General features: G+C 61.1%; 18 protein-coding genes and 2 pseudogenes. 14 read left to right on the top strand and 6 right to left on the bottom strand.

Annotated elements, in window-relative coordinates:
- The first annotated feature begins 23 nt into the window (after positions 1-23).
- Together era and KJP28_RS16015 are read left to right on the top strand one after the other, a co-directional pair.
- The gene (era, locus tag KJP28_RS16020) at positions 24-932 is read left to right on the top strand and encodes a GTPase Era (protein ID WP_218393640.1); all 909 of its coding nucleotides are present in this window, start codon (positions 24-26) and stop codon (positions 930-932) included.
- Complete coding sequence (locus tag KJP28_RS16015; protein WP_218393639.1) at positions 929-1258, top strand: DUF1491 family protein; 330 nt, start codon at positions 929-931, stop codon at positions 1256-1258. The genes era and KJP28_RS16015 overlap by 4 nt, the downstream gene beginning before the upstream one ends.
- On the opposite strand, the gene KJP28_RS16010 is transcribed toward KJP28_RS16015, so the two are convergent.
- Together KJP28_RS16010 and KJP28_RS16005 are read right to left on the bottom strand one after the other, a co-directional pair.
- Positions 1255-1629 (bottom strand): DoxX family protein, encoded by a 375-nt coding sequence (locus KJP28_RS16010; protein ID WP_218393638.1) that lies wholly within the window; start codon positions 1627-1629, stop codon positions 1255-1257. The genes KJP28_RS16015 and KJP28_RS16010 overlap by 4 nt on opposite strands.
- Before the next feature lie 155 nt (positions 1630-1784).
- Positions 1785-3233, bottom strand: coding sequence for an aldehyde dehydrogenase family protein (locus tag KJP28_RS16005; RefSeq protein ID WP_218393637.1), 1449 nt, complete (start codon positions 3231-3233; stop codon positions 1785-1787).
- A gap of 246 nt (positions 3234-3479) precedes the next feature.
- Here KJP28_RS16005 and KJP28_RS16000 point away from each other — a divergent pair, with 246 nt between their 5' ends.
- Positions 3480-4133, top strand: coding sequence for a peroxiredoxin (locus tag KJP28_RS16000; RefSeq protein ID WP_218393636.1), 654 nt, complete (start codon positions 3480-3482; stop codon positions 4131-4133).
- Between the two features lie 70 nt (positions 4134-4203).
- Here the strand turns inward: KJP28_RS16000 and KJP28_RS15995 are convergent, their stop codons facing one another.
- Positions 4204-4629 (bottom strand): VOC family protein, encoded by a 426-nt coding sequence (locus KJP28_RS15995; RefSeq protein WP_218393635.1) that lies wholly within the window; start codon positions 4627-4629, stop codon positions 4204-4206.
- Positions 4630-4699: 70 nt separating this feature from the next.
- On the opposite strand from KJP28_RS15995, the gene KJP28_RS15990 reads away from it, so the two are divergent.
- The 6 genes and pseudogenes from KJP28_RS15990 to KJP28_RS15965 all read left to right on the top strand — a co-directional run.
- Positions 4700-5287: a TetR/AcrR family transcriptional regulator gene (locus KJP28_RS15990; RefSeq protein ID WP_218393634.1), complete on the top strand. Its 588-nt coding sequence runs from the start codon at positions 4700-4702 to the stop codon at positions 5285-5287.
- 94 nt (positions 5288-5381) lie between these two features.
- Positions 5382-5756, top strand: a complete 375-nt coding sequence (locus KJP28_RS15985) for a SpoIIAA family protein (protein WP_218393633.1) — start codon at positions 5382-5384, stop codon at positions 5754-5756.
- A gap of 98 nt (positions 5757-5854) precedes the next feature.
- Positions 5855-6958, top strand: coding sequence for a THUMP domain-containing class I SAM-dependent RNA methyltransferase (locus tag KJP28_RS15980; protein ID WP_218393632.1), 1104 nt, complete (start codon positions 5855-5857; stop codon positions 6956-6958).
- Positions 6959-6962: 4 nt separating this feature from the next.
- A complete protein-coding gene (gene dapB, locus KJP28_RS15975) occupies positions 6963-7736 on the top strand; it encodes a 4-hydroxy-tetrahydrodipicolinate reductase (protein ID WP_218393631.1) in 774 nt (257 codons plus the stop codon).
- 112 nt (positions 7737-7848) lie between these two features.
- Entirely contained in the window at positions 7849-8694 is an 846-nt protein-coding gene (locus KJP28_RS15970) for a flagellar motor protein MotB (RefSeq protein ID WP_218393630.1), read from the top strand.
- Positions 8695-8787: 93 nt separating this feature from the next.
- Positions 8788-10095 (top strand): annotated as a pseudogene (locus KJP28_RS15965) (flagellar hook protein FlgE); the annotation flags it as partial.
- On the opposite strand, the pseudogene KJP28_RS15960 reads toward KJP28_RS15965, so the two are convergent.
- The 3 genes and pseudogenes from KJP28_RS15960 to KJP28_RS15950 form a co-directional block, all read right to left on the bottom strand.
- A pseudogene (locus tag KJP28_RS15960) lies at positions 10056-10196 on the bottom strand (flagellin N-terminal helical domain-containing protein); the annotation flags it as partial. The pseudogenes KJP28_RS15965 and KJP28_RS15960 overlap by 40 nt on opposite strands.
- A 227-nt stretch (positions 10197-10423) precedes the next feature.
- Entirely contained in the window at positions 10424-10777 is a 354-nt protein-coding gene (locus tag KJP28_RS15955; RefSeq protein ID WP_218393629.1) for a flagellar protein FlgN, read from the bottom strand.
- Entirely contained in the window at positions 10764-11060 is a 297-nt protein-coding gene (locus tag KJP28_RS15950; RefSeq protein ID WP_218393628.1) for a rod-binding protein, read from the bottom strand. The genes KJP28_RS15955 and KJP28_RS15950 overlap by 14 nt, the downstream gene beginning before the upstream one ends.
- Before the next feature lie 120 nt (positions 11061-11180).
- On the opposite strand from KJP28_RS15950, the gene KJP28_RS15945 reads away from it, so the two are divergent.
- The 5 genes from KJP28_RS15945 (at position 11181) to rlmN (ending at position 16438) form a co-directional block, all read left to right on the top strand.
- A complete protein-coding gene (locus KJP28_RS15945) occupies positions 11181-12791 on the top strand; it encodes a flagellar hook-length control protein FliK (RefSeq protein ID WP_218393627.1) in 1611 nt (536 codons plus the stop codon).
- 17 nt (positions 12792-12808) lie between these two features.
- Positions 12809-13495 carry a flagellar hook capping FlgD N-terminal domain-containing protein gene (locus KJP28_RS15940; RefSeq protein ID WP_218393626.1) on the top strand — a complete coding sequence of 229 codons (687 nt, stop codon included), beginning with the start codon at positions 12809-12811 and terminating at the stop codon, positions 13493-13495.
- Between the two features lie 56 nt (positions 13496-13551).
- Positions 13552-14430 (top strand): phosphoserine phosphatase SerB, encoded by an 879-nt coding sequence (gene serB / locus KJP28_RS15935; RefSeq protein ID WP_218393625.1) that lies wholly within the window; start codon positions 13552-13554, stop codon positions 14428-14430.
- Between the two features lie 187 nt (positions 14431-14617).
- Entirely contained in the window at positions 14618-15139 is a 522-nt protein-coding gene (locus tag KJP28_RS15930; RefSeq protein WP_218393624.1) for an invasion associated locus B family protein, read from the top strand.
- Positions 15140-15253: 114 nt separating this feature from the next.
- Entirely contained in the window at positions 15254-16438 is a 1185-nt protein-coding gene (rlmN, locus tag KJP28_RS15925; RefSeq protein WP_218393623.1) for a dual-specificity RNA methyltransferase RlmN, read from the top strand.
- Positions 16439-16500: the final 62 nt, after the last annotated feature.

The raw sequence follows: 16500 nt of genomic DNA, 5'->3' as shown, positions 1-16500 counted from the left end.
CGCCGCAATCGGAGTATGCAGACATGACCACGAGAGCCGGATTCGTCGCCCTGATCGGCGAGCCCAATGCGGGCAAATCGACGCTGACCAACCACCTGGTTGGCGCGAAAGTGTCGATCGTCACCCACAAGGTGCAGACCACCCGCGCGCGTATTCGCGGCGTGGCGCTCGAGGGTGACGCACAGATCGTGCTTGTGGACACGCCGGGTCTGTTCCAGCCCAAACGCAGGCTCGACCGCGCCATGGTCGCGGCGGCCTGGGGCGGTGCTGCGGACGCGGATGTCATCGTGTTGATGATCGAGGCGCATCGGGGCGTCACCAAGGGCGTGAAGGAAATTCTCGCCAACCTCACACAGGTCGCGCCGAACCGGAAGGTGGCGCTTGCGATCAACAAGATCGACAAGGTTCCGTCCGAGGGGCTGCTTCAGATCACCAAACAGATGAACGAAGCCTTCGACTTCGCGGAGACGTTCATGATCTCTGCCGAGAAGGGCCATGGCGTCGCGGACCTAAAGACATGGCTTGCGGACCAGATGCCCGAAGGACCGTGGCTTTATCCCGAAGACCAGATCGCAGATCTTCCGGTCCGCATGATCGCGGCAGAGATCACGCGTGAGAAACTCACGCTGCGTCTCCATCAGGAACTGCCGTACCAGCTCACGGTCGAGACCGAGAATTGGGAGGAGCGCAAGGACGGCTCGGCCCGGGTCGATCAGATGATCTACGTCGCCCGAGACGGGCACAAGGGGATCATCCTGGGCAAGAAGGGCGAGACGATCAAAGCGGTCAGTCAGGCGGCGCGTGCCGAGCTAGAGGAATTCCTCGGGCGCAAGATCCACCTGTTTCTTCAGGTCAAGGTGCGCCCCAACTGGCTCGAGGAAAAAGAGCGCTACTCCGAGATGGGGCTGGATTTCCGGGACGGCAATTCGTGACCCGGCTGGCCTCTGGCCTCTGGGTGTCGGCCTATCTCGCGCGGCTTCAGGCCGAGGGGATCGGGGTTTATGTCGTGGCACGGGGCGATGACACGGCGGGCGCCGTGCTGGTCAAACTCGCCACGATGGACGGACAGGCAAAGGCGTTTCAACGATCTGTGGACCTGATGACGGGCGCGCGGACCTGGGTTGTGCTCTCCGAAGGCGACGAACGCGCTGTGGATGAAAGCATCGCGAAACAGCGCGGTTTCGACCCGGACCTCTGGGTGATCGAGGTCGAAGACGCACGCGGGCGTCACATGCTGGATGAGCCGGGTCTCGACTAGCCGCCACGTCCGAAGAGCACGAGCCGCCCCGGGCCTTGTGCTGCGAGGATCAGAAGTCCGCCCGCGATCGCCCAGTTCTTGACCATGATCGACACCTGCCAGGGATCGGCCCGAAGCTGCCAGTGGAAATAGCTGGTGAAAAGGCAGTAGCCGGCAAGAACGAGCGCCCAAGCAGGAACCCACGGCCCGGTCAGAAGGGCAATCCCGGCGACCAGGTTGAAGATGGCCACAGGCCAGACCATCCAGCCAGGAAGGCCGATGCCTTCGATCATGCCCTGCACAGGGCCGGGGTCTCCGATCTTCTGCGCGAAACCTCCGAAGAAGATCAAAGCGATCAACACGCGTCCCGCGAGGTTCAGCCAGTCGTCCATGTCACCTCCTATCGAAAGCTACGGCACAAGTCGCCGATCCGTTTCATTGTTCGGGAAATACTTTGGGGTTTGGGGCAAGGCCCCAATCCTCAGGGGCCCCCTCGGGGCCCCCTGCATATCCTGCGCGCGCGACAGCGCGCTCCTTTCAGGTGCGATCACTCCGCCGCGTCGAGGCTCCAGCCGCCTATGGCCTTCACCTCGAGGAAGTCCTCGATGCCCCAGACTCCGGCTTCGCGCCCGTTGCCCGACTGCTTCATGCCGCCGAAGGGCGCACCGGCGCCGCGCGGGTTGCCGTTCATCTCGACCATGCCGGAGCGCAGTTTGAGTGCCACGCGGTTGGCCTTGGCTCCGTCCTGCGTCTGCACGTAATTGGTCAGGCCATAGACGGTGTCGTTGGCGATCTCGATGGCTTCGGCTTCGTTTTCGAACGGGATCATGGTGAGCACCGGCCCGAAAATTTCTTCCCGCGCAATGGTCATGTCGTTGTTCACGTCGGCAAAGATGGTCGGCTTGACATAATAGCCCCGATTCATTCCGTCGGGACGGCCCAGGCCGCCCGCAACCAGCCGCGCGCCTTCGTCGATGCCCTTCTGAATCAGACCCTGAATCTTGTTCCACTGGGCCTCGTTCACCACAGGGCCGATGTGTCGCCCCTCTTCATGGCTATCACCAACGGCGATGATCTCGGCGGTCTTGGCGGCGGTTTCCACGGCCTCGTCATAGATCGACTTCTCGACAAGCATCCGGCTCGGCGCGTTACAACTCTGCCCGGAGTTGTTCATCATCTGGATCACGCCGCGTTTCACTGCTTTGTCGTCGGCATCGGCAAAGACGATGTTCGCGCCCTTCCCACCGAGTTCGAGATGGACGCGTTTGACGCTGTCCGCCGCGTTCTTGGAGATGATCGCCCCCGCGCGGGTCGACCCCGTGAAGCTGACCATGTCCACGTCCGGGTGGCCGGTGAGCGCATTGCCGGTCACGGCACCGTCGCCATTGATGAGGTTGAACACGCCTTTCGGGAAGCCCGCCTCATCCATCGCTTCTGCGAAGATCATCGCGTTGATCGGGCTCTCCTCGGAGGGTTTCAGGACCATCGTGCAGCCCGCGATGGCGGCCGCGATGACCTTGAGGCTGATCTGGTTCATAGGCCAATTCCACGGCGTGATGAGCGCGCAGACACCCACCGGCTCGTGCACGATCATCGTGTCCGGCGCGTGATCGCCAAGGGGTTTGATCCACTGGAAATCCTTGGCGGCGGCGAGAAACGCCTTGGTATGGCCAATACCGGCCCCCACCTGCGCCGCACGGCTGAGGTCGATCGGCGCACCCATTTCCGAAGTAATCGCTTGGGCCAGTTCCTCGGCCTTGGACTTGTAGATCTGGTAGAATTTCTCGACCAGCGCGATGCGCTCCTCCGGTGGCGTCGCGGCCCAGTCCGGCCACGCGGCCTTTGCGGCCGCGACCGCCTTGTTCACATCCGCCTCGTTGGCGAGCGACACGACGGCACAGGGTTCTTCGGTCGAGGGGTCGATGACTTGGTGGTCGCGGGCTTCGCTGGGCGTGACCCATTCCCCGTTGATGTAGAATTCGCGTTTCTCGAGCATGGATGCCTCCCGATGCAGTTTAGCCGACCGAGCGGTCGGGCGATTTGGCGACACTCTGTCACCCTGTCCCCGGAAGAACAAGCGACCCCAATTCTGCCGCTACGTCAATCCGCCGATGAAGAGCGAGAAACCCTGTTCCGGGCGGATCGACAAAATCGGTAGGCTATTCTGCCGCAGGGGGGTTTTCTTATCCCGCGCGAGGCGTATCTCTAATCCAAACGTAACTGCAGACGGGAGATTTTTATCATGGGCCTGCGTATCAACGACGAAATTCCGAACCTCACGGTCGAGACCGACATGGGCGCGATTGACCTCCACGATTTCGTGGACGGTTCCTACGCGATTTTCTTTTCGCACCCCAAGGACTTCACGCCGGTCTGCACGACCGAGTTCGGGGCCGTCGCCCAGCTTGCCGACGAATGGGACAAGCGCGGCGTGAAAGTGCTCGGCATTTCCATCGACGGGGTCGAGGATCACAAGAAATGGAAAGGTGACATCGAAAGCTATGGCGGCGCCAAGGCGGGCTTCCCGATCGTGGCGGACGAGGGGCTGGCGATGGCCAAGGCCTTCGACATGCTGCCGGCAGACGCTTACATGCCCGATGGCCGCACACCGGCCGACAGCGCCACCGTGCGCTCGGTCTTCATCATCGGGCCGGACAAGAAACTGCGCCTGACCATGACCTATCCGATGTCGGTGGGCCGCAACTTCGCCGAAGTGCTGCGTGCGCTGGACGCGGTGATGAAGACGGACGGGGCACCGCTCGCCACGCCGGCCAATTGGGTGCCGGGCGAGGACGTGATCGTCGCCCTCTCGGTATCCGACGAGGACGCCAAAGCCAAGTTTGGCGACGTGGACATCAAGCTGCCTTACCTGCGCACGATCAAAGACCCCGCCTGATCCACGCGCATAAAGCGACTTTGACGAGAAAGCCCCGGCCGATGCGCCGGGGCTTTTTTTCGCTGTCACTTCAGGATGGGAGAGCCGCTTCGGCGTATTGCTCCGCGAATGCGGCGCTTGGCGGAATCGGTTTGATGACGTCGATCAGAACCCCGTTTGGGTCCTGTGTTATGAAGTGACGCTGGCCGAATTCCTCATCCCGGATGTCCAGCAGCATGGGCAGGCCCTGCGCGACGCACGCGGCATGCACCGCATCCACATCGTCGACCTCGAAATTCAGGAGGAGCCCGCTGACCCGCCCTCGCCCAATCGCAGGGATGGTTTCGTGATCACCCATGAGCACGGCGAGGTTGACGGCGAGATCATCCTTCATCTGGAGGTGGACATACCAATCCGCTTCGAAGAGTGGCGTGAACCCGAACATGTCGCACCAGAACCGGACAGTTCCAGCAACGTCGCCTGTCATGATGACGGGGTAATACTGCGTGCATTTCATGGCAATTCTCCTACGAAAGATTGAAACATACATTGTGTATTTTTACTAGGTAACATACAGAGTGCATGTCATGCAAGTCGACAAGAAAGCCGCCTCCAATGCCGCCCGGCGCGAACAGACGCGTAAGCGCCTGATCGCTGCCGCGCGCGCCCGGTTCGTGTCCGAGGGGTTCGCCGGAACCGCAACGCCCGACCTCGTGCGCGATGCCGGCGTGACGCGCGGCGCGCTCTATCATCATTTCGAGGACAAGACCGACCTGTTCCGCGCTGTGGTGACAGCCGAGGCGCAGGCGGTGGCGGACGAGATCGAAAGCGTCTCCGAGCGCGCAGAGACGCCGCGTGAGGCGCTATTGTCCGGTGCGCGCGCTTATTTCGACGCCATGTCTCGGGAAGGAAGGGTTCAACTCCTCCTGCGCGACGGGCCCGCCCAGCTTGGCGACCGGGAGATGGCCGAGATCGACCGATCAACGAGTGCCGCGTCATTGAGGGACGGCCTGTTCGACCTCATGGCGAGCGAAGAGCCGGGCGAGGAGGTCGAAGCGATCGCCGACATTCTGGCTGCCGGGTTCGACAGGGCCGCTCTCGCCATCGCCAACGGGGCCTCGCCCGACGTGTATCTGCGCGCGATCACACGCTTGCTCGACCTCGCGGCCCGCTGAGCTTCGGCGGGTTTCGACCGATGCTGCATAAAAGGCGAAATCATCTGAACAACTGCCCCGCTCTACGCGTTTTTCCTGCGAAAGGAGGCCAGCCATGATTCACACTGAAATGCTTGGCAACACCATGATCCTGACACTTCACGGCACCGTGGAGCGGGACGACATCGCGCCTCTGAAGGATACCTTCGCAAGCGCGTTCAACGACACGCCGGAAATGAGCATCATCGTCGACATGACCGCGTGGACCGATATCACCGATGACGCAATCGGCGAGGATTTGGGTCTGGAGCTGAAGCTGCTCGGCAAGCTTGGGCGGATAGATCGGATCGCCTTGGTATCGAACAAGGAGTGGGTCGGCGCGATGGTCGATTTCGTCGGTCCGTGGCTGCCCGGCACTAAAGTCTGTCGGTTCGGGGCGGACGATATGGACGCCGCGCAAAGTTGGTGCATGCAGAAAACCGCAGCCTGACCAGCCTGGTCGTACCGCGTCCGCCGAAAGGCGGGCGCAAGGCCTGCGCGGCGAAGCCACACCTTTTGCAATCGCTGAGTTTGCCCTAAAGCGGGGGCATGGACGACCTCGACTTCTTTGGCGTGTGCCCGCCGGGGCTTGAACGTTACCTCGCACAGGAGGTCAACGCGCTCGGGTTTGAGCGGGGCAAGAAGGAAGAAGGCGGCGTGACCATGCGCGGCCCGTGGCCCGAGGTTTGGCGCGCCAACCTTGAACTGCGGGGCGCGGTGCGCGTTCTCGTCAGGATCGGGTCATTTCGCGCGGTGCATTTCAACCAGCTCGAGGCCGAGGCTAAGGCGTTTCCCTGGGCCGACTGGCTGACGCCCGATGTTCCGGTGCGGGTCGAAGCGGCGACCAACAAGTCGAAGCTGTATCACGCGGGTGCGGTCAAGGGGCGGTTCGAGACCGCGCTTGAACGATCACTTGGCTGCGAGGTCGGAACCCATGGCGAGGTGACGCTCAAGGTGCGCATCGACAGGAACCTCGTCACCCTGTCGCTCGACAGCTCCGGCGAGAGTCTGCACAAGCGCGGGCAAAAGGGGTTCACCGGAAAGGCCCCTCTTCGCGAAAGCCTTGGCGCGCTTCTCCTGCGGGCCTGCGGGTACGATGGGTCGGAGCCGCTGGTGGACCCTATGTGCGGATCCGGCACGTTCCTCTTGGAAGGGGCTGGATCAGCGGCGGGCCTGCAACCGGGGCGCGGTCGGGGCTTCGCTTTCCAGTCGTTTCCGAGCTTCGACGCAGACGCCTTCGCAAGGTTGATCCGCCCTGAACCTTCCCGCCCTGCCCCGGCGCATTTTTACGGCTACGACCGTGATCAGGGGGCCATCAAAGGGGCTGCCGCGAACGCAGCGGCCCATGGGCTGTCCGACGCGATTTCGCTTTCGTGCCAGCCCGTGTCGGCACTCACCGCCCCGACCACAACCCCCGGCCTCGTCATCGTGAACCCGCCCTACGGCGACCGGATCGGCAAGCCTGGGTCGCTGATCGGGCTTTATTCCGCGCTCGGCGCTCGGTTGCGGGAGCATTTCGGCGGCTGGCGTGTCGGCATCGTCACAACCGATGCGAAGCTTGCCCACGCAACCGGGCTGGACCTCACGTCGGGGCCTGTGATCGACAATGGCGGGCTCAAGGTTAAGCTTTATCAGGGCAAAATCGGAGGGTGAGCGTATGATGAAGGTCTGCATGGCCGGGGCGACGGGGTTGTCTGGCAGCGTGATCGCACAAGGCATCGTGGACGCCGAGGACATGGAACTGTCCGCATGCGTATCCCGGTCTCACGCCGGCCAGTCGATACTTGGCGCTCCCTGCTATTCAAGCGTTTCGGATGCGCTGTCCGGCGCGGATTGGGACGTCCTGATCGACTACACCGCGCTGTCGGTGGTCAAGGAAAACGCTCTTACTGCGATCGAGGCTGGTCGCCATGTGGTGATCGGAACATCGGGGCTGAAAGCCGACGATTTCGAACACATCGACGCAGCGGCGCGCGCCAAGGGCGTCGGGGTCGTCGCGTCGGGCAATTTCGCGCTGACCGCCGCACTTATGACTCGGTTCTCGCTCATCGCCGCCGCGTACCTCGATTGGTTCGAGATCATCGACTACTCGCGGCCCAAGAAAACCGATGCGCCCACGGGAACGGCGCGGGAATTGGCGGAGCGGATGGGAGATGTGAAGAAGCCCGCCCACGAAGTTGACCCTTCCAGCGTAAAGGGAGAGCCGGGGCTAAGGGGTGGCACGATCAACGGCGTGCAGGTTCATTCACTCAGGATGCCAAGCTATTCGGCGACAGTGACAAGCACCTTTGCCAATGGCAATTCGCGGCTGACGATCACCCATGACGCAGACAGCCATTCCGCAGATATTCTCGTGCCCGGCACCCTACTCGCAGCGCGGCGCGTTGTCGATCTGGTCGGTGTAACGCGGGGGCTGGATCAGCTTCTGTAACCGTGTCGCGTTAACCACCTCGCAGGAAATCTGCTGACAATCTTATTTTCTAACCGCACGTTAACCCCGGGGGCGTAACTCTGGCCACGGGTGAAAATAGAGGTGTGGTGGGATGAGCGCGCAAGCCAATGCGCCCATCATCATCAAGAAGGTCAAGAAGAGTGGTGGCGATGGTCACCACGGTGGCGCATGGAAGGTGGCTTATGCCGACTTCGTGACCGCGATGATGGCCTTCTTCATGCTGATGTGGCTTTTGAACGCAACGACCGAGAAACAACGCAAAGGGATTGCGGATTACTTCAGCCCGACGATCCCCGTGAACCGAATATCGGGCGGCGGTGACGGTGCCTTTGGCGGTGACAGCGTGTTCACGGAAGAAAGCCTGGCGCAAACCGGCCAGGGCGGGATGCCGAGCCTGGCTGAAGATGCCTCGTCCGAGGCGCCGGACGGTGGTCAGGGCGACGGCAACGACGTGGACCAGGCCGCCGAGGCGAGAGCGCTTGAGGAGATCGAGAAAGCTTTGAGCGGCAAGACGGGTGAGAGCGTGGTTTCCGATCTGCTTCAGCGGCACGTTGTAACGGAATTGACCGATGAAGGCCTCGTGGTGGAGCTGTTCGATCTCGAGGGTGAAACACTGTTCGATCAAGGCACGGCGCACCCGACCGAGGTCATGGAACAGCTGGTGTCGATGATGGCGCGGACCTTCGCTTTGGTCCGGAACGGTGTCGCTGTCACCGGTCACACGAGAGCCGAGCCGGTGGTGAAGGTGAACAGCGAGGTCTGGGAGCTGTCCAGTCAGCGCGCCGACGAAGTGCGCCGCATGTTGGAAGCCGGCGGCCTGCCCCCGCTTCGCATTCAGAGGGTCACCGGTCATGCCGACCGCAAGCCAGCAGCGCGAAATCCCATGGCATTGCGTAACAACAGGATCGAATTGATCCTGCTCCGTTCCCGACGCTGAGAGTAAACAGGGGGCATTTTAGGTATTAAGCGCCGCTTAATTCGGACGGTCTAGAAGGGACCGGGAATGAGGTGGCAGCAGAAAGGTGCAACCATGACAATTTCATCTTCCTTGAGCGCCGGTGTCGCCGGGCTCAACGCCAATGCGACGCGGCTGTCGACGATTTCCGATAACATCGCGAATTCGGCAACATATGGGTACAAACGCGCCACGGCTGACTTCGAGAGCCTCGTGATTGGCGGCATTGCGGGGGCAGGCACCTATTCCGCAGGCGGCGTGCGCGCAACCACACAACGTCTCATCGATGAAAACGGGCCCCTGATTTCCACATCGAATCCACTCGATATCGCGATTTCCGGGCGCGGCATGCTTCCCGTTACGCAAGAGGCTTTCCTGACTTCGAACAGCGAAGACAAGCCAATGCTCGTCACAACGACCGGTTCTTTCCGCACTGATCAAGACGGGGTCTTGAAGACCGAGACTGGTCTCGTGCTCATGGGGTGGCCCGCCGATGCTGACGGCAACGTCGGGACTTATCCACGCGATACGGTAACGGCGCTCGAACCCGTCATCGTCCAGGTCAATCAACAGGCCGGGGACCCGACGACCCGCATGAACCTTGGCGTGAACCTTCCGGCGACGGACACTGAATACGGGGCCGCGGGCGACGACTTGCCATTGTCGATCGAGTATTTCGGAAATCTCGGGACTTCGGAAAGCCTGGATGTGACCTTCACCCCGACAGTTCCGGCGACGGCCGGCGACCCGCCATCGAACATCTGGACGATGACCATTGAGGACAGCGCGTCCTCCAGCGCGGTGATCGGTGAGTATATCCTCGAATTCGACGACAGTCGCGCGAATGGCGGAACACTCGCTGCCGTAACGGTGGCCTCAGGCGGAGCCTACGACAGCTCTACGGGTGTCATCGCGCTTACGGTCAACGGCGGACCCATGGAACTGACCATCGGTGCGCTTGGCGATCCGAACGGGTTGACCCAGCTTTCGGATAGCTTCGCACCGGTTTCCATCACCAAGGACGGCTCGCCCGTTGGCAACCTGACGTCCGTCGAGATCGACGTGAACGGCTATATCACCGCGACTTACGACACTGGTTTCACGCGCACGATCTATCAGGTGCCCCTTGTCGACGTTCCCAACCCGAATGGGCTGATTTCCCATTCCAACCAGACTTATCAGGTCTCCCCCCAATCCGGCTCCTTCTTCCTTTGGGATGCGGGTGATGGTCCGACCGGCGAAGTCATCGGTTTTACCCGGGAAGGATCGACCACGGACGTAGCAGGCGAGTTGACTTCGTTGATCCAGACACAACGGGCCTATTCCTCGAACGCGAAGGTCATCCAAACCGTCGAGTTGTCCTTGGCCGAAGCAACGGATTTGCCGGTCGAGATCTCCGACTGCGTCGTCTGGAGGTTCGAGTTGATGGATTTGAGAGTTTGCAGCGCGACCATGGCGCTGGAGTTCGTCAGAATGGAGGACATTTCGTCTTTTCCTTCAGTCAAGCGGCGATTCCCGCCGGGTTTAGAGGTCCGCCCGCTCAGAGCGGGTTCAAGAGTCATTCTGACCTCTGCGGATCTTGACTTTGCGATCCGCGCCACCCCCTCAGGATGCGAGTGCACCGTGAGGCTGAAGTGCTAAAAGAACGGTGAAGATGTTCACTGCGAATGTGTCGTATTTTAGGCGAAAGCGTGGAGGTTTCGCGCAGAAATCAAGCCTTTTTGTCGACATCCGGCCCCCCGCGCCCAAGTGGCGAGCGGTGCCCGTCGGATCCGTACGTGTTGAGTGAAACGGACGCAGATGTGAGGTTGCGGAGCTGGTCTTCGACCGCTTTGAACCCTTTGGCGGAGGCTTCCAGAAGACGGTTGTTGTGATCTGCCTTCCGACGAAGCGACATGAGCGCTTCGACATCGGCCCCTGTCGTCGCAATGCGCCCGATGAGGCGTTTTTTCTCGCGCGTCAGACCTTCTGCTCCTTCGATGTTGCCGGTCAGAATGAATCTCCGCTCCTTTTCCAACAGGTCACGAAACGCTTCGACCGCGTCCTTTCGTTCAAACAGCCCCATCGTTTCGCTCCTTCAACGCTTCGAAAATCGTCTCGGCAAGCCCGATACCGCCGGATTCGGTCATCTGACGAGCCTGTTCCAACCGAAGAAAGGACGTGAATTGCTCTTCTCCCGGTCCACCTCCGAATGCCGAGGGCATCTCGCCGAGCCCGGCGGATTTGAGCATTTCCGCGAGAAAGCTGGCCTCGAGCTCTTTCGCCGTTGCCCGGAGCCGCGCATCAACATCAGCTGTTTCGCTTCCGGTCGGGGCAAGCAAAGGGACTGTCGGAAATATGGGATCCATGGCGATCGCTCGAATTGGGTATGTTTTCCCGACAATGATCTGCATCGGTAAAGATTTTGGTAACGGGATCGACCAATAATACCGGCACTCAGCGTCAGAACACCTGGAGTGGAAATGGACATGTCCCACCTTGCCTTTGCGGCACCGTCGAACTCCAAAACGCCGCAAAAGGTTAGCCACACACCGGATAGTCCCGATATTGCCAAGACCGCCCGACCAGAAGCGCAGAGTTCTTTTTCCGAACGCTTCGAAGAACCCAAAGAGAGACCCGCTGACGGTTCGGAGCCTTCGGGCAACGAGGTCTTCGAGACGCCTCGGGCGGACACTCCGCGCAAGTCAATGGAGGTCGATGCTTCCAAAGCTGGAGGAATACCATTTGCTGCGTCAACTTCTCCGAAATCAGTATCGGAAGCGGCAGTGCCGTCGGAACGTGCCGGAGTGAGCTGGCCTGATGCAGCTGGCGACGGGTCGGCAAATGCCACGTCCGAGGCGCAGCAGGGTAGCTATGTTGAGGCAATAGGGGGTCAGGACGCCGCCCGGACGGCCGACACCTCACTACTCTCGAACAAGGCCCCTGACTCCAGTGGCGCCAAGAGTCGAAATGACCTGGAGCGAACTATGAGACCGCCATCCAACCTCGTTGAGAAACCTGCAACGGAAGGGGCGGTTGCCGTGGCGGTAAACGAACCCAGTGAAAACCGTACGGGCTCTTCGGACACGTTGCGTGGTATCGCGGTTGTGGACAAGCACGTTTTTTCGAACGACCCAATACCTCTGCACCCGCGCAATTCGGCAGAAGTCAGAACGATCGCAACCAAACAAACCGAAGAAGCGCCAGCAGCGATGGGTAACATTCGAGAGAAGGCGCCTTCGACAAATGAACTCAAACAGCCGTTGCAACCAATTTCGTCTGCACCCGCGATGGACATGCTGGATCCCGCGCCCAACCTCTCCTCTCCCTCCGAAACCACGGTTGCGGCTGAAAAGCCGGACACGTCGGTTTCCAGAACGTCGGTGCCAATCCAACCTCCCGAGGCCGTGGAGCCCGATGGTGACACGCCCGTGCGATCTGCGTCCGCGTTCGATGATACGCAAGACAGCGCGCGGACCAGCCCTGAGCCGAAAACAGGCAAGGCGAGGCTGGTCACACCTGCATTGCGCGAGGCCACGGTGATGCAAACGGCCGTTGGACCGGGACCGGATCTGGCGCACACGACAAACAGGACGGACGTCGAGTCTTTCGTGGTCGACTTGCCGATGGGAGAGAGCGGCCGCAACAACGCGGCGCAGTCGTCGCTCGTCGATGCGGTCACTCTGGCCCGTCCCGAGACCGCGCGTCATGTCGTATCACAGGTTGCGGATATCGTGCGGATGCCAGCGGACGGACGAGTAGAGGTTACGTTGCGGCCCGAAGAGCTTGGCCGCCTTAGCCTCTCATTCACCCAGGACGCCGGCACAATGAACGTTTCGCTATCTGCGGACCGCCCGGAAACGCTCGAACTGATCCGCCGAAACCTCGACCTGCTCGAGCAGGAATTGCGAGACATGGGTTTTAGCAATCTCGCGTTTGATTTCGGGGGGGGCGACGGGCGAGACGGCCCGCGCGAGGACACCGGGCAGAAGGCGCGGGTCGAAATTCTTCAACCTGCTGTCAGCGATCCGGCAGACGTGACGGGTGCAAACCTGCGGAGGTCGCGCCATCCGTCCGGTGGTATCGACCTCAGGCTGTGACATGAAAGGAGTACGAAATGGATATTGGCCAGACGAACAGTGTCGTTTCATACGGTGCTTCGGCGACGTCCAACGTTCAGACGACGAGCGGTGCCGCAAACGGCAACATGATCTCCTCGGATTTCGAAACGTTCCTGAAAATGCTGACGGTTCAGATGGAAAATCAGGATCCGCTGAATCCGATCGAGAGCACCGATTATGCCGTGCAACTCGCCACCTTCTCGGGCGTCGAGCAACAGGTGCAGACCAATGACTTGCTCAAAGCCTTGCAGAACCAGCTCGGCGTCATGGGCATGTCCGACCTCGTTGGCTGGGTCGGGATGGAAGCGCGGGCTGTTTCACCCGCCCATTTCGACCTGCAACCGATAGAAGTCACGCCTGCGGTGCCCTCGGGCGCGACAGAAGCCTTCATGGTGGTTCGCAACGCGGCGGGGCAACAGATCGACCGTGTCCAGATCCCATTGACGAACGAACCGATCGAATGGGCCGGTCTTGGGCCGACCGGGCAGTTGGTCCCGGAAGGGAACTACACGTTCCACATGCAATCCTACAACGCCACCGGACTTCTGTCGGAAGAGCAGATGGCGGTCTATTCCGAAGTCGTCGAAGCCCGGGTCGAGGACGGCCAGACGATCCTCGTGCTCGACGGAGGCGACGAGGTTTCGGCCTCGGACGTGGACGCCCTGCGCTCGCCACAGGGCTGAGGTCTTTCCCTTCCCATGCGATCCGGGTAGTCGGAGCATGACAATCGGAGGGGCTAATGTTCACCACAACCCTGATCGCGGCACCCGGTAGCGGTGCACTCGAGACCAGCCTGGTCGAAACCCTTGCCTCTGCGTGGGGCGGCAGCGCCGCGCGCTGGCTCTCACGCGGCGAGGCCGCCGAGTTCGACATGCCAGCCTGCCCCGACAACCGATGGACGGTCTGGGAGGACATGCAGGCGCTCGGCATCGACCTGGTCGTCCAGCCCTCGGAGGGCCGCAGGAAAATGATGCTGCTTGCCGACATGGACAGCACGATGATCCAGCAGGAATGCATCGACGAGCTTGCAGATGAGGCCGGGGTTGGCGAGCGGGTGGCGGACATCACCGCGCGCGCAATGAACGGCGAACTCGATTTCGAAGGCGCTTTGCGCGAACGCGTCGGTCTTCTTGCCGGTCTGCCCGAACGCGTGATCGCCGACGTTCTGAAAACCCGCATCAGCCTTATGCCCGGGGGCCGCGAACTCGTCGCAACGATGCGGGCGAACGGTGCCTATGCTGCGCTCGTTTCGGGCGGGTTCACAGCATTCACCGAACAGGTCGCAGCGCAGCTTGGATTCGATGAAAACCGGGCCAACACGCTTGGCATCGAAAATGGAGCGCTTACCGGTCAAGTCGCGGAACCCATCCTTGGTCGGGCCGCGAAGGTTGCGGCACTCGAAGACATATCGGCTCGGCTCGGTCTGTCTCACGCGGAGGTGATGGCGGTCGGGGACGGCGCGAACGACCTGGGTATGCTCGGCCTCGCCGGCGCCGGCGTCGCGCTTCATGCGAAACCTACTGTCGCGGCACAATGCGACATCCGCATCAACCACGGCGATCTCACCGCTCTTCTGTACATCCAGGGCTACCATGCTGACGAATTCGTGACTGGATAAGCCGCGCCAAAAGGCTGGCAAACCCATATCGGACAGCGATTTTCCGCCAACAGGGCTTTCAAAATCGCGCGGAAACACGCTAATGTGCCACCAGAAGGTTGAAACAGGTCTACGGCCCATGAAAAACCGCATCAGACGGTTGGGGGCCCGGGACACAGAGGCAGAGCAGCTGGAGGCTGTTTACGACATGACATTACGGATCAAACGGGGCCTTGGCATCATCGCGCTGGCATTGGTCGCGACGACCGCCACGGCTCAGGAAAGCACGAACCGCGTTGCAGCGAACACCGATTGGAGCGTCTTCGTCGACGGCGACCCGAAAGAATGCTGGAGCGTTTCGAAGCCGAAACAGACGGTGAATACGAAAGAGGGCCGATCGGTCGCGGTGCGCCGTGGCGACATCCTCCTCTTCGTCTCCTACCGTAGCGAAAACGGAACCGGCGAAGTCAGTTTCACCGGCGGCTATCCGTTTGCTGACGGATCGACCGTCAAACTCACCATAGGTGACGACACGTTCGACCTATTCACCGATGGTGAATGGGCGTGGTCGGCCGGACCGGAAGCGGACCAGCAGATCGTGACAGCGATGAAGTCCGGCGCCAACGCGGTTCTCGTCGGGAATTCGAGCCGTGGAACCCGCACGGAAGACACGTTCTCGCTGATGGGGTTCACCGCTGCCGTGGACGATGCGGGCGCTCGCTGCAAATAACTTGATCCAAACGCAGACGACCGAACGCGCCCCGGCTGTCCGGGGCGTTTTCTTTTTTGATTTCGGGCGCAGAACCCCTATATGGGGCGCAACTATCCAAAGGACTCGCGCGACATGGCTGCCTCGGCACCGATCACTCAGGACGTATTGACGATCCCCCGCACCGAAGGCGCTTCGGTGGGTAAGCTGAACCTTGTCGGATTGACCCGTGATGGGCTTCGCGAGGCGCTGATCGCCGCAGGCACGCCCGAGAAGCAGGCCAAAATGCGCACCGGCCAACTTTGGCAGTGGATCTATCAGAAAGGCGTCCGCGACTTCGCGGACATGACGAATCTGTCCAAGGACTATCGCACGACGCTGGCCGAGCATTTCGAGATCCGCGTGCCCGAGGTCGTGTCGCGCCAGATTTCCGAGGACGGCACGCGAAAATACCTCGTTCGGATCGCCGGTGGACACGAGGTCGAAGTGGTCTACATCCCCGAAGAGGATCGCGGAACGCTTTGCGTCTCATCGCAAGTCGGCTGCACGTTGACCTGTTCATTCTGCCACACCGGAACGCAGAAGCTCGTTCGTAACCTGACTGCTGGCGAAATCGTGGGCCAGATCATGATGGCCCGCGATGACCTCGAGGATTGGGTGCCTGCCGGCAAAGGCATGGGCGAGCAGCCCCGGCTCGTATCCAATATCGTGCTCATGGGCATGGGCGAGCCGCTTTATAATTTCGACGCGGTGCGCGACGCGATGAAGATCGCGATGGATGGCGAGGGGATCAGCCTCAGCCGCAGGCGCATCACGCTCTCGACTTCTGGTGTCGTGCCGGAAATTGCGCGGACGGGCGACGAGATCGGCTGCCAGCTCGCCATTTCATTCCACGCCACGACCGACGAAACCCGCGACAAGCTGGTTCCGATCAACAAGAAGTGGAACATCGAGAAGCTTCTGGCGGCGCTCAGGGAATACCCGAAACTCTCGAATTCCGAGCGCATCACCTTTGAATACGTGATGCTCGACGGGGTGAACGACAGTGACGAGGACGCGCACCGACTCATCAAGCTGATCGCGGGCATTCCCGCGAAAATCAACCTGATCCCGTTCAACGAATGGCCCGGCGCGCCCTACAAACGCTCGTCCAACAACCGCATCCGCCGGTTCGCGGACATCATTTACAAGGCTGGCTATGCTTCGCCCATCCGCACCCCGCGGGGTGAGGACATCATGGCGGCCTGCGGCCAGCTCAAATCCGAGACCGAACGCGCGCGCAAAACTCGCGCCGAGATCGCGAAAGAGGCAGGTCTCTGACTTAAGCCCAATTGCTTGCCCCCTACAGGCGACCCCGTTAGCGTCGGCCCAATGGAATGACG

Source organism: Maritimibacter dapengensis (genome assembly GCF_019218265.1).
Taxonomy (GTDB): domain Bacteria; phylum Pseudomonadota; class Alphaproteobacteria; order Rhodobacterales; family Rhodobacteraceae; genus Maritimibacter; species Maritimibacter dapengensis.
This window is presented reverse-complemented; position numbering and strand designations above follow the sequence as displayed.